This is a genomic window from Salmonella sp. 741265116_PST (assembly GCF_046567715.1).
Classification (GTDB): Bacteria; Pseudomonadota; Gammaproteobacteria; order Enterobacterales; family Enterobacteriaceae; genus Salmonella; species Salmonella enterica.
In genome coordinates, this window is sequence record NZ_JBKFPH010000017.1 from 1 (window position 1) to 13,334 (window position 13,334).

Genomic DNA, 13,334 nt, shown 5'->3' on the forward strand with positions numbered 1-13,334 from the left:
CATGATCTTCTGAAATCCCTTCATCAAATCAATTCAATGAATCGTGTATAATGAATATTGTATAGTGTTCACTCGCGGATTAAATCAAACTACCGGAGAGACTGTCTATAGCCTGATATAACCTGCGATTTCTAACACGCTATAAAGAATGTTAACCATTTAATTTACAATGGTTTTTGCAAACATTTATTTTACTTAATTTGCTCTTAATTAAAATTAAATCAATAAATTATTTTAATAAAATTGCTACATTCATTTCAACCAAAAATAAAAACACCCACTAATAGCGTAATGCCGATCATTTAAGAGTACTTGAACGATCCGGCCAGTAAGAGACAATCCAGATTCTGTTACCCTGACTCTGGATTTTTTTATGTCTGAACACGATATGGATTTCGTTGTTGATGCTTTTTCTTCTGAGCTGGATACTTTCTCCCGCTCGCCTGACCCTGCATGGATCCATCAGGCGCTCAATGCCTGTCACAAGGCCAGCATCCGGCGGCGTCGCCTTCCCGCTGAGCAGGCCGTCTGGCTCGTGCTGATGATGGGACTGCTGCGCGATTTATCCATTAAAGATGTCTGCCACCACCTCGATATCGTTCTTCAGCCTGATGACGGCTATCAGAGTCTCGCTCCCGGCGTACTCACCGCAGCACGCCAGCGTCTGGGCGAGGCCCCGCTCCGCTATTTGTTCCATGCCTGCAATGAAGGCTGGCTGGCTGCCTGCCATTCTGGGAGCCGATACTTTTCACGGACTTCATGTTCTGAGTGTTGACGGAACTCTGTTCCGCACACCAGATTCACCAGACAATGCCGCCGCCTTTGGCTTTATCGACCCTGCTCATGGAACCTTTCCGCAGGTTCGTATGGTGGGGCTGATGGCGACCCATTCTCATATGTTGCCTGATGCCGCTTTTGGCGGCGTTGCTGAAGGTAACTGACGCTGGCACACCGGCTGGTTTCTTCTGCGCCGGCTCACACCCTGAAGGGGTGAAGCAGGAGTTATGGGGTATTCTGGTATCGTATAATCTGCTGAGAAAAGAGATGACAGATATTGCTGCCGAAGCAGGCGTGATGCCGACACGAATAAGCTTCGTCGCAGCGTTAAATATCCTGGTGTCCCAGGTACGAGTCAGCGGTAAGGGTGCAGCAGGGAATATCCCTAAGCATCTGAAAGGAATGAGGCAAAATGTAAAATCCTTCATTTTGCCGGAAAAAATAAAGCACCGAAGATACGATCGTTCGGTGCTTTATGTTCCGCCTAAATATCCGTTCAGCTTTAAGCTACGTGAGGCTTAAGTGAACGGCATTACACTAATAGCGGGTGTTTAGGTCTAATTTATTACTGAATTAATTACTACCAAACATCTCTTTAATCCAACCGGCTACGCCATCGCCGTCCTTCTTCTCCTGCTGCGGCGGTTGCTGCTGTTGAGGCTGCTGCTGAGAAGATTGATCGAACGGATTACCCGACTGCTGCAACATCTCGCCCTGCTGGCACAGCGTATTTGGATCGTCCGTCCAGACCGGCAGAGTGCGCATACCGCCGCTACAGACAAAATTACCGTCGTAATCAACGCCCATATCCACCACATCTTCCGGCGGCGTCAGAACTAAAGGCGTCGGCGTCTGGTTCGCCAGATAGCGCTGGTAAATCGCCATCGCGCCGCTGGCGCCGTACAATTTCGTCGGCTGGTTGTTATCACGGCCTACCCAGGTGATAGTCACCTGGCTGCCGTCGATACCGGCAAACCAGGTATCGACATTGTTGTTTGTCGTCCCGGTTTTACCCGCCAGATGCAGCCCCGGATATTTCGCGCCAAGCTGACGCCCCGTACCACGCTGGACGACCTGCTGCATTGTCCAGAGCGTCAGGTAAGCCGCCTGTGCCGGTACGGCGCGTTCAGCTTGCGGATAACTTTGGTACAGCACCTTACCATCTTCCGCAATCACCGAACGCAGCGCCGACAGCGGCGCGCGGTTCCCACCGCTAGCGATAGTCTGGAACGCCTGCGCCACTTCGATCGGCGTCAGGTTCAGCGCCCCTAACAACATAGCCGGAACAGGATTGAGCTGATCTTTCGGCACGCCGAGCTTCGTCCAGGTATCGGTTACCGCCGGTAAACCTAACGCCATCCCCAGATTGACCGTCGGTACGTTCATTGAGCGAGTTAACGCATCCACCAGCATCACTTTCCCGCTTTCGCTGTAGCGACGATCGTCGTTCTGCGGCGACCAGACCTGACCATTCGGCTGGCGCAGAGAAATCGGCGCATCGGCAATCCAAGTGTTCAGACGGTATAAGTTCGGCTGACTTAACGCGGTCAGATAGGTCGCCGGTTTCGCCAGCGACCCGATGGAACGGCGCGCCTGCATGGCACGGTTATAGCCGGCATACTGCGGCTCCGCCCCGCCAACCATCGCGCGCACCTCGCCGCTAAAGCGATCCACCACCACCATCGCGGTTTCCAGATCGCTCAATTTACGCTGCTTCTTCAACGCCGGAATGCCTTCGACAACGGCTTTTTCTGCGGCATCCTGCGCCACGGAGTCAAAGGTGGTGAAGATCTTCACGCCGGAGAGATCTTTAATTTTATCCCCCAGCTTCGCCTGCAGTTCCTGACGAACCATCTGCATAAACGCTGGCTGCGGTGAAATAACGCCGCCGCGCGGCTGTACGCCAAGCGGACGCGCGCTCAGCATGTCATAGAGTTCCTGATCGATGATTTTCTGCTGCTGTAACAGGCGTAGCACCAGGTTACGACGCTCCAGCGCCAGTTTCGGGTTGCGCCACGGGTTATAAATCGACGCCCCTTTAACCATCCCCACCAGTAACGCCTGCTGATCGAGGCTCAGTTCCTCTACCGGACGACCAAAGTAATACAGGCTCGCCAGCGGAAAACCGCGAATTTCATTGTCCCCGCTTTGACCGAGGTAGACCTCGTTCATGTACAGCTCAAGAATACGATCTTTACTGTAACGGGCATCCATGATCAGCGCCATGTAGGCTTCATTCGCTTTACGCCAGTATGATCTTTCGCTGGAGAGGAACAGGTTCTTCACCAGTTGCTGGGTCAGCGTACTGGCCCCCTGCACCGTGCGTCCCGCCGTCAGGTTGGCCAGCACCGCACGCCCGATAGAGTAAAGACTAATGCCATCATGCTCATAGAAATGACGGTCTTCCGTCGCCAACAGCGTATCGACCAGCAGATCCGGGAAACCGCTGCGCGGGACGAATAAACGCTGCTCGCCATTTGGCGAAGAAAGCATGGTGATAAGCCGCGGATCGAGACGGAAGAAGCCAAACTGGCGGTTGTTATCCAGATTGACGATGGTTTCCAGACGCCCGTCACTGAACGTCAGCCGCGCGCGCACCTGCCCTTCTTTGCTGTCCGGGAAGTCAAACGGACGACGGATCATCTCAATGCTATTGGCCTGCACGGTAAATTCGCCAGGACGGGTCATCTTCGTCACCAGACGATACTGCGTCGCTTCCAGCAATTTCACCATCTCGTTTTTGCTGACAGGCATGTCTGGCTCAAGGTTCACCATCCGGCCATATACCGCCGCCGGAAGCTGCCAGACCTTGCCATCAATACGGCTGCGGATTTTTTGATCCAGATAGACGCCGTAAATGGCGAACAGCACCACAAAAACGATAAACAGTTTTAGCAATAGCCACAGCCAGCCGCGCTTGCCACGAGGCTTACGCCCTTTGCCCTTACCTTTACGCGGCATCGGTTCTTCATCCTCATAGTCATCATCATAATCGTCGTCATGCTGCCGACGACGGCTCACCTTTTGTTTCACAGGACGTGACGGTTTCCCCTTACGTCCAATCGGCTCGCGGTCATTCCCCGCCATGCTTTTTCTCCGCAACATACAGGCGCAAAGGCCCGATTCTCTATTCTTCCGTCCTGCGACAGAAGAAGAAATCTCTCAATTATTACCGCTCTTTCGCCGGATGCGGCATAACGCCTTATCCGGCCTACAGTTACATTACGAATACTTCTTCGTGCGCCGCGTTGGGGCGGTATTCGCCGGATCGTCCGGCCAGACATGTTTGGGGTAACGGCCCTTCATCTCTTTTTGCACTTCGCGATACGCACCCTGCCAGAAAGCGCTTAAATCGCGCGTAATCTGTAGCGGTCGCTGCGCAGGCGAAAGCAGTTCCAGCACCAGCGGCACTCGCCCCTGCGCAAGCGTCGGCGTACTTGCCTCGCCGAACATTTCCTGCATTCTGACCGCCAGTGCGGGCGGGTTATCTTCATGATAACGAATCGTTATTCGGCTTCCCGTCGGCACAGTGTAATGCCCAGGCAGTTCACTATCCAGACGTTGCAGCATGGCATAGTCAAGCAGTCCCCGTAACGCCTGAGTCACATTCAGAGATTTCAGACTCCGTAACGACTGTACGCCTGTCATGTGCGGCAGCAACCAGTTTTCCAGAGTCGCCAGCAGCGACGCCTCATCCACGGCAGGCCAGTCATATTCCGGCAGCCATTTCGCCGCACAGTGCAGACGCAGACGGAACTGCTCCGCTTCCGGCGTCCAGTTAAGGACGGCCAGACCTCTATCGCGGATGCCGTTCAGCATCGCCTGATGAAGCTCCTCTTCAGACGGTTTCGCCAGTGGCTGAACGCTAACCGTCAACTGTCCAATACGCATTCTGCGCCACGCTTTCAACGTTCCCTGCGCTTCGTCCCATTCAACCGTGTCAGACTGGCGCAGTAAATCAGGACACGCCTGAATCAGCGAGGCAATATCCAGCGGCTGCGCCAACAATATTCGGGCGTCCGGCGAGGCGCTACCTTGCAGCAACAGCGGCGCGATCAGCCATTCATGACGTCCCAACGCGTCATCCGCATCTAACATCGCGCCCATACCATTGGCTAACTGATAGCGCCCTTCCTGACCACGACGTCGCGCGATGCGGTCGCTAAATGCTCTGGCCAACGGCGGCATAATAAGCGCGCTATCCGGCTCGCCATTACGCACCTGCAGCCGTTTTAAAAGCTGCTGGCTACGCTGCTGCCAGCCCGGCTGTCGCCGCGAAAATAGCCCGCTTAAATCCGTACCGCCGCCGCGCGGCGGGTCCTCAAGGATGGCCGCGAGCATGGCGGCGGTGGCGGCGCTATCGCCCTCGCCGGCGTTGACTAATATCGCCGCCAGGCGCGGATCGTTACCCATTGCCGCCATTTTTTGCCCCCGCGCGCTTAATCGCTCGCCCTCCAGCGCGCCTAACATCAATAATAAACGGCGGGCGGCCTGAAGATTCACCTCCGGCGGCCTGTCCAGCCAGAAAAGCGATGCCGGATCGTGACATCCCCACTGCAACACTTCCATCAACAAACCGGAGAGGTCGCTGTGTAAGATTTCCGGATCGCTTTGCGCCGCCGCCCGCTCCGCCTGTTCTTTGGCCAGCAGATGTAAACAGATTCCCGGCGCCAGTCGTCCGGCGCGCCCCGCGCGCTGCGTCATTGATGCCTGACTGATACGCTGCGTAACCAGCCGCGTCAGTCCCGTTCGCGCGTCGAATCGCGCCACGCGCTCCTGAGCGCTATCGACGACCAGACGAATCCCTTCAATCGTCAAACTGGTTTCGGCAATGTTAGTCGCCAACACCACTTTACGCATCCCGGCGGGGGCGGGAACAATCGCTTTGCGTTGCGCTTCCAGAGACAATGCGCCATACAGCGGACAAAGCAGGACATCGCTCCCTACCCGCGACGCCAGATGTTCATGAACGCGCTGTATTTCGCCTACGCCGGGTAAAAATAGCAGCAGCGAACCGTTTTCATTGCGCAGCAGTTCCGCTGTCGCTATCGCGACGGCTTCATCAAAACGCAAATGCGCCGCAAGCGGTTGATAACGTCGCTCCACCGGGAACGCGCGCCCCTCCGAGATGATCGTCGGCGCATCAGGCAGTCGCTGACAGAGCCTGTCGTTATCCAGCGTCGCAGACATGATTAACAGCCTGAGATCGTCACGGAGCCCTTGCTGGATATCCAGCAACAGCGCCAACGCTAAATCCGCCTGTAAACTGCGCTCATGAAATTCATCCAGTATCACCAGCCCCACGCCGCGTAATTCGGGATCGCGCTGAATCATTCTGGTCAATACGCCTTCGGTCACCACTTCCAGCCGGGTACGCGGCCCCACGCAGCTTTGCGCGCGCATCCGGTAACCTACCGTTTCGCCAGGCTTTTCATTCAACGCTTCCGCCAGACGCTGCGCGACATTACGCGCCGCCAGACGACGCGGTTCAAGCAGAAGGATTTTTCCAGCAACCGGCCCCTGTTGCAGGAGTTGCAACGGCAGCCAGGTGGATTTCCCCGCCCCGGTAGGCGCGGACAACAAAACCTGCGGCGCGGTTTTTAGGGCTGTCAACAATTCAGGCAATACGGCGGCAACGGGCAATGACGTCACAAACGGCTCCACGGGGTTAACTTTCTTTGCGCCGCATTGTAGCATCGTGTTAATCCATAACCGAGTATCCCTATGTCTGAGCCAAAACGGCTGTTTTTTGCGATTGACTTACCCGACGACGCGCGCGCGCAAATTATCGCCTGGCGCGCCGCCCATTTTGCCTCTGAAGACGGACGCCCCGTGGCAGCGGCGAACCTACACCTGACGCTGGCCTTTTTAGGCAACGTCAGTAACGATAAGCAGCGCGCGCTTGCGCAACTGGCCGGACGAATTCGCCAGCCGGGCTTTACGCTACATCTGGATGACGCCGGTCAGTGGCTGCGTTCGCGCGTGGTGTGGCTGGGGATGCGCCAGCCGCCGCGCGGGTTGTTGCAGTTGGCTAATATGCTGCGCGCGCAGGCCGCCCGCAGCGGTTGTTACCAAAGCCCGCAGCCTTTTCACCCGCATATTACGCTGCTGCGCGACGCCAGCCATACGGTGGCTATCCCGCCGCCGGGCTTTTGCTGGTCATTTCCGGTCACGTCGTTTGCGCTTTACGCCTCTTCGTATGGGCAAGGCCGTACCCGCTATGCCGAGCTGCAGCGCTGGACGCTGGGCGAATAATAATGAAGGAATGTCGATGCTATTCTCACCCCCTTTACAACGCGCTACGTTGATTCAGCGCTATAAACGTTTTTTAGCCGATGTAATCACCCCTGACGGTACGACGCTTACGCTGCACTGTCCTAATACCGGCGCGATGACCGGCTGCGCCACGCCAGGCGATACCGTCTGGTATTCGACATCAGAAAATACTAAACGCAAATATCCGCATACCTGGGAATTAACTGAAACGCAATCCGGCGCATTCATTTGCGTGAATACGCTGCGGGCGAACCAGCTAACGAAAGAAGCGATTCAGGAGAATCGCCTGCCGACGCTGGCGGGGTACAATATTCTGAAAAGTGAAGTCAAATATGGCGCCGAGCGCAGCCGTATAGATTTTATGTTACAAGCAGATTTCCGCCCGGACTGCTATATTGAAGTGAAATCGGTCACGTTAGCGGAAAAAGAAAACGGTTATTTTCCCGACGCCATCACCGAACGAGGGCAAAAACATCTTCGGGAGTTGATGGGCGTTGCGGCGGCAGGTCATCGCGCGGTGGTGGTGTTCGCGGTGCTGCACTCCGCCATTACACGTTTTTCACCCGCACGTCATATCGATATAAAATACGCGCAGCTATTGAGCGAGGCTCAGAATAAAGGCGTGGAAGTTTTAGCTTATAAAGCAGAACTTTCAGCCCAAAAAATGGAACTGAACGAACCAGTACCCATAACGTTGTAGTGGAATAACAGCCTGATTATTAAGTATTCTGGCCGCGTGCGTAAATACGCTTTTCCTCACAGGGTTGTCAAGTGTTACGTTTAGATAATTGCTATCCGGAAAAGCATCTGCTATTTATAGCGACCTGATTTTCCCCCGAACATGGGGATCGATAGTGCGTGTTAAGGAGAAGCAACATGCAAGAAGGGCAAAACCGTAAAACATCGTCCCTGAGTATTCTCGCCATCGCTGGGGTGGAGCCGTACCAGGAGAAACCGGGCGAAGAGTATATGAACGAAGCCCAGCTATCGCACTTCAAGCGTATTCTTGAAGCATGGCGTAATCAACTCCGGGATGAAGTCGATCGCACTGTGACGCACATGCAGGACGAAGCCGCCAACTTCCCCGATCCGGTCGATCGCGCCGCGCAGGAAGAGGAGTTTAGCCTGGAGTTACGTAATCGTGACCGTGAGCGCAAACTGATCAAAAAGATCGAGAAGACGCTGAAGAAAGTGGAAGATGAAGACTTCGGTTATTGCGAGTCCTGCGGGGTGGAGATTGGTATCCGCCGCCTGGAAGCGCGTCCAACAGCCGATCTGTGCATCGACTGCAAAACGCTGGCTGAAATTCGCGAAAAACAGATGGCGGGTTAATCCCGTTCGTTTCTACCCTATTTATGACAGGCGGGAGTTTTCCCGCCTTATTCTTTATTGCCCGCAGCATGACTGACTCACACTATATTGGCCGTTTCGCGCCATCGCCATCCGGCGAACTGCATTTCGGCTCGTTAATCGCCGCCCTCGGCAGCTATCTACAAGCCCGTGCGCAACGCGGAATTTGGCGCGTTCGTATAGAGGATATCGATCCCCCACGTGAAGTTCCCGGTGCCGCAGCGATCATTCTGCGCCAGCTGGAACATTACGGCCTGCACTGGGATGGCGAGGTCTTATGGCAATCACAGCGTCATGAGGCTTATCGCGAGGCGCTGGCCTGGCTTCACGAGCAGGGACTGAGCTACTACTGCACTTGCCCCCGCTCGCGCATTCAACGTCTGGGCGGTATTTACGACGGCCATTGCCGGGCGTTATACCACGGGCCGGAGAATGCCGCCGTCAGAATTAAACAGCAGCATCCGGTGATGCGTTTCCATGATGCCTTGCGCGGCGATATCCAGGCTGACCCACAGCTGGCTAGCGAAGATTTTATTATCCACCGCCGCGACGGACTGTTTGCTTATAATCTGGCCGTGGTGGTCGACGATCATTTTCAGGGGGTGACGGAGATCGTCCGCGGCGCAGATTTAATCGAACCCACTGTCCGACAACTTTCGCTGTATAAACAGTTTGGCTGGCGTGCGCCAGGTTACGTTCACCTTCCGCTGGCGCTCAACGAACAAGGCGCTAAACTTTCCAAGCAAAATCATGCCCCTGCGCTTGCGACAGGCGATCCGCGCCCGGTACTGGTCCAGGCATTGCGCTTTTTAGGCCAACGCGCCGTCGTAGCGTGGCAGGAGATGTCTGTTGAGGAGTTGCTGCGCTTTGCGGTGGCGCACTGGAGGCTTACAGCCGTACCCACATCGGCTAATGTAAATCCGGCATTCTCAAATGCGTCTCGCTGAGCTATGATTAGCCGCTATTTTTGCTCATCGTCTTTCGCATTGCTGCGGCGTTAATGATGCTTACAGCCCAGGTCGCGTTGTTCTCTTACGCCCGTCTGCCGTAATGCGAAAGACATAGAGTAAGTTGATCTTATTAATGTATGACACTACCGAGGTGCGCTATTTTTACCCGAGTCGCTAATTTTTGCCGTAAGGTGTTAAGCCGCGAGGAGAGCGAGGCAGAACAAGCCGTCGCCCGTCCACATATGACGATTATCCCGCGTGAACAGCACGCTATCTCCCGCAAAGATATCAGTGAAAATGCCCTCAAGGTCATGTACAGACTCAATAAAGCGGGCTATGAATCCTGGCTGGTCGGCGGCGGCGTCCGCGATCTCCTGCTCGGCAAAAAGCCGAAGGATTTCGACGTGACCACCAACGCAACACCGGATCAGGTACGGAAATTATTCCGCAATTGCCGTCTGGTGGGACGTCGTTTCCGCCTGGCTCACGTGATGTTTGGCCCGGAAATTATCGAAGTGGCAACGTTTCGTGGTCATCATGAAGGCAGTGAAAGCGACCGTACGACCTCCCAGCGTGGGCAAAACGGTATGCTGCTGCGCGATAATATCTTCGGCTCTATCGAAGAAGACGCCCAGCGCCGCGATTTCACCATCAACAGCCTTTACTACAGCGTGGCGGATTTTACCGTGCGCGATTACGTCGGAGGAATGCAGGATCTGCAAGAAGGCGTGATTCGCCTGATCGGCAATCCGGAAACGCGCTACCGCGAAGATCCGGTTCGAATGCTGCGCGCCGTGCGTTTCGCTGCGAAGCTCAATATGCGTATCAGCCCTGAAACGGCTGAGCCAATCCCGCGTCTGGCAACCTTGCTAAACGACATTCCTCCCGCACGCCTGTTCGAAGAGTCGCTGAAGCTGTTGCAGGCGGGGAACGGTTTTGAAACCTATCAACAACTGCGGGAATACAATCTCTTCCAGCCGTTGTTTCCTACCATTACGCGTTATTTCACCGAAAACGGCGACAGCGCAATGGAACGCATCATTGCGCAGGTGTTGAAGAATACGGATAACCGCATCCGTAACGAGATGCGCGTTAATCCGGCATTTTTGTTTGCCGCCATGTTCTGGTATCCGCTGCTGGAGATGGCGCAAAAAATCGCTCAGGAGAGCGGTCTGGCCTATTACGATGCTTTCGCGCTAGCCATGAATGACGTGCTGGATGAAGCCTGCCGTTCACTGGCGATCCCGAAACGCCTGACCACGCTTACCCGTGATATTTGGCAGCTTCAGTTACGGATGTCGCGACGCCAGGGCAAACGCGCCTGGAAACTGATGGAACATCCCAAATTCCGCGCCGCGTTTGATTTGCTGGAGCTGCGCGCTCAGGTGGAAAATAATACTGAGCTGCAACGTCTGGCGCAGTGGTGGGCCGAGTTTCAGGCTTCCGCGCCGCCGGAACAAAAAGGGATGCTCAACGAGCTGGATGACGATCCTGCTCCACGCCGCCGCCGTTCACGTCCGCGCAAACGCGCGCCGCGCCGCGAGGGAAGTGCGTGACTGTCGTTTATATCGCCATTGGCAGCAACCTCGCCTCCCCTTTGGAGCAGGTTAATGCTGCCGTGAAAGCGATCGGTGAAATCCCTGACAGTCAAATCGTGGCCGTCTCCTCGTTTTACCGCACGCCGCCGCTTGGTCCACAGGATCAACCCGATTACCTGAACGCCGCGGTGGCGCTGGATACCACTCTCGCCCCCGAAGAATTGCTTAACCATACCCAGCGCATTGAGCTGCAACAGGGCCGTGTGCGTAAAGCTGAACGCTGGGGGCCGCGAACGCTGGATCTCGACATTATGCTGTTTGGCGATGAAGTCATTAACACCGAACGTCTGACCGTACCGCACTACGACATGAAAAACCGCGGCTTTATGCTGTGGCCGTTATTCGAAATCGCTCCTGATCTTATCTTTCCGGATGGTATCAGCCTGCATCAGCATCTCACCCATCTTGGTGCTGCAAAACCCGCCCACTGGTAAAACATCGCCTCCCCTTTAGCGTTTACTGCTTTAGCGCCAAACGATTGCTTAAATCAATTGCCCCCCTGAATATGACTGTTAGAATGCCGGGAAATATAACTTTTACCATCAGGAAACGTTATGAAACCCACCACCATTTCACTGCTGCAGAAATGCAAGCAAGAGAAAAAACGCTTCGCGACAATTACCGCCTACGACTACAGCTTCGCTAAGTTATTTGCCGACGAAGGTATCAATGTGATGCTGGTTGGCGACTCTCTGGGCATGACAATTCAGGGGCACGACTCCACCCTGCCTGTCACCGTGGAAGATATCGCCTACCACACCCGCGCGGTACGCCGCGGCGCGCCCAACTGTCTATTGCTCTCCGACCTGCCGTTTATGGCTTACGCCACCCCGGAACAGGCATGTGAAAACGCGGCTATCGTGATGCGTGCGGGGGCCAATATGGTCAAAATTGAAGGCGGCGCCTGGCTGGTTGATACGGTGAAAATGCTCACCGAACGCGCCGTGCCGGTTTGTGGTCATCTGGGGATTAACGCCCCAGTCGGTGAATATCTTCGGCGGCTATAAAATTCAGGGCCGCGGCGACGCCGGGCAGGTACTGCTGGATGATGCGCTGGCCTTAGAAGCCGCTGGCGCTCAGTTGCTGGTGCTGGAGTGCGTGCCAGTTGAACTGGCAAAACGCGTGACCGAAGCACTGTCGATTCCGGTGATTGGTATCGGCGCCGGTAACGTCACCGACGGTCAGATCCTCGTCATGCACGATGCGTTTGGCATCACCGGCGGCCACATCCCGAAATTTGCGAAGAATTTCCTTGCAGAAGCGGGCGACATGCGCGCCGCCGTACGGCAGTATATGGCTGAAGTGGAGTCCGGCGTTTATCCGGGCGAAGAACACAGCTTTCACTAATTTTTCTAACCGTGCCGGATGGCGACGCGACGCGTCTTATCCGGCCTACAGATCCTCAACGGATGTAGGCCTGATAAGCGCAGCGCCATCGGGCAGGATCATCAGGCAATTCAAGGAGTCTTGTTGTGCTAATCATTGAAACCCTGCCGCTGCTGCGCCAGCATATTCGCCGTCTGCGTCAGGAAGGCAAACGCGTCGCACTGGTTCCCACCATGGGCAACCTGCACGACGGCCATATGAAACTGGTCGATGAAGCAAAAGCGCGGGGTGATGTGGTGTTCGTCAGCATTTTCGTCAACCCGATGCAGTTTGACCGACCGGACGATCTGGTGCGTTATCCGCGCACGCTGCAGGAAGACTGTGAAAAGCTGAACAAGCGCAAAGTCGATTATGTCTTTGCACCAGCCGTTGAGGAAATCTACCCGCAAGGGCTGGAAGGCCATACGTACGTTGATGTTCCCGGCCTCTCCACCATGCTGGAAGGCGCCAGCCGTCCAGGCCACTTCCGCGGCGTCTCGACCATCGTCAGCAAGCTGTTTAACCTGATCCAACCCGATATCGCCTGCTTTGGCGAGAAGGATTTCCAGCAACTGGCGCTGATCCGCAAAATGGTGGCGGATATGAGTTATGACATTGAGATCGTTGGCGTACCGATTATTCGCGCTAAAGACGGTCTGGCGCTCAGCTCACGTAACGCTTATCTGACCGCAGAGCAGCGCAAAATTGCGCCGGGTCTATACAACGTGATGAATAGCATCGCTGAAAAACTGATTGCGGGTAATCGTGAGCTGCAAGAGATTATTGCCATTGCCGAACAGGAACTGAATGAAAAAGGCTTCCGTGCCGACGACATTCAAATCCGTGATGCCGACACGCTGCTGGAGCTGACGGAAACCAGCAAACGCGCAGTGATTCTGGCTGCCGCCTGGCTGGGTCAGGCGCGTCTGATCGATAATCAAAGCGTTACATTAGCCCAGTAGACAGGGGTTAAAAATCGGGCAATACTGCCTGAGAATTTCCAAAGCAGGCCACAAGC

Annotated in this window: 9 protein-coding genes and 2 pseudogenes; 9 read left to right on the plus strand and 2 right to left on the minus strand. The window is 55.1% G+C overall.

The features are described from left to right. The first annotated feature begins 373 nt into the window (after nt 1-373). A pseudogene (locus ACLD11_RS13390) lies at nt 374-1,299 on the plus strand (transposase domain-containing protein). A gap of 51 nt (nt 1,300-1,350) precedes the next feature. Here ACLD11_RS13390 and mrcB read toward each other — a convergent pair. Then, nucleotides 1,351-3,864 (minus strand): bifunctional glycosyl transferase/transpeptidase, encoded by a 2,514-nt coding sequence (gene mrcB / locus ACLD11_RS13395; protein WP_411014993.1) that lies wholly within the window; start codon nt 3,862-3,864, stop codon nt 1,351-1,353. Nucleotides 3,865-3,999: 135 nt separating this feature from the next. After that, nucleotides 4,000-6,429 carry an ATP-dependent helicase HrpB gene (gene hrpB / locus ACLD11_RS13400; RefSeq protein WP_411015017.1) on the minus strand — a complete coding sequence of 810 codons (2,430 nt, stop codon included), beginning with the start codon at nt 6,427-6,429 and terminating at the stop codon, nt 4,000-4,002. Nucleotides 6,430-6,501: 72 nt separating this feature from the next. On the opposite strand from hrpB, the gene thpR reads away from it, so the two are divergent. From thpR to panC, 8 genes and pseudogenes are all read left to right on the plus strand, one after another. Beyond that, nucleotides 6,502-7,032 carry an RNA 2',3'-cyclic phosphodiesterase gene (gene thpR / locus ACLD11_RS13405; protein WP_411014994.1) on the plus strand — a complete coding sequence of 177 codons (531 nt, stop codon included), beginning with the start codon at nt 6,502-6,504 and terminating at the stop codon, nt 7,030-7,032. A 16-nt stretch (nt 7,033-7,048) separates the two neighbouring features. Further along, nucleotides 7,049-7,753, plus strand: a complete 705-nt coding sequence (gene sfsA, locus ACLD11_RS13410) for a DNA/RNA nuclease SfsA (protein ID WP_411014995.1) — start codon at nt 7,049-7,051, stop codon at nt 7,751-7,753. 176 nt (nt 7,754-7,929) lie between these two features. Next, nucleotides 7,930-8,385, plus strand: a complete 456-nt coding sequence (dksA, locus tag ACLD11_RS13415) for an RNA polymerase-binding protein DksA (RefSeq protein WP_001155232.1) — start codon at nt 7,930-7,932, stop codon at nt 8,383-8,385. 68 nt (nt 8,386-8,453) lie between these two features. Beyond that, nucleotides 8,454-9,350, plus strand: a complete 897-nt coding sequence (gene gluQRS, locus ACLD11_RS13420) for a tRNA glutamyl-Q(34) synthetase GluQRS (RefSeq protein WP_411011773.1) — start codon at nt 8,454-8,456, stop codon at nt 9,348-9,350. Between the two features lie 161 nt (nt 9,351-9,511). Next, on the plus strand, nt 9,512-10,909 hold the full coding sequence (gene pcnB / locus ACLD11_RS13425; protein WP_220659774.1) for a polynucleotide adenylyltransferase PcnB: 1,398 nt from the start codon (nt 9,512-9,514) through the stop codon (nt 10,907-10,909). Further along, a complete protein-coding gene (gene folK / locus ACLD11_RS13430) occupies nt 10,906-11,385 on the plus strand; it encodes a 2-amino-4-hydroxy-6-hydroxymethyldihydropteridine diphosphokinase (protein ID WP_411011774.1) in 480 nt (159 codons plus the stop codon). The genes pcnB and folK overlap by 4 nt, the downstream gene beginning before the upstream one ends. A 120-nt stretch (nt 11,386-11,505) precedes the next feature. Further along, a pseudogene (gene panB, locus ACLD11_RS13435) lies at nt 11,506-12,298 on the plus strand (3-methyl-2-oxobutanoate hydroxymethyltransferase). Nucleotides 12,299-12,423: 125 nt separating this feature from the next. Next, on the plus strand, nt 12,424-13,278 hold the full coding sequence (gene panC / locus ACLD11_RS13440; protein ID WP_411014996.1) for a pantoate--beta-alanine ligase: 855 nt from the start codon (nt 12,424-12,426) through the stop codon (nt 13,276-13,278). Nucleotides 13,279-13,334 lie beyond the last annotated feature (56 nt).

Excerpts from the sequence above, each read along its gene's own strand:
- thpR (WP_411014994.1), top strand. The coding sequence starts at position 6,502 with ATGTCTGAGCCAAAACGGCTGTTTTTTGCGATTGACTTACCCGACGAC.
- gluQRS (WP_411011773.1), top strand. The coding sequence starts at position 8,454 with ATGACTGACTCACACTATATTGGCCGTTTCGCGCCATCGCCATCCGGC.
- sfsA (WP_411014995.1), top strand. The coding sequence starts at position 7,049 with ATGCTATTCTCACCCCCTTTACAACGCGCTACGTTGATTCAGCGCTAT.
- dksA (WP_001155232.1), top strand. The coding sequence starts at position 7,930 with ATGCAAGAAGGGCAAAACCGTAAAACATCGTCCCTGAGTATTCTCGCC.
- mrcB (WP_411014993.1), bottom strand. The coding sequence starts at position 3,864 with ATGGCGGGGAATGACCGCGAGCCGATTGGACGTAAGGGGAAACCGTCA.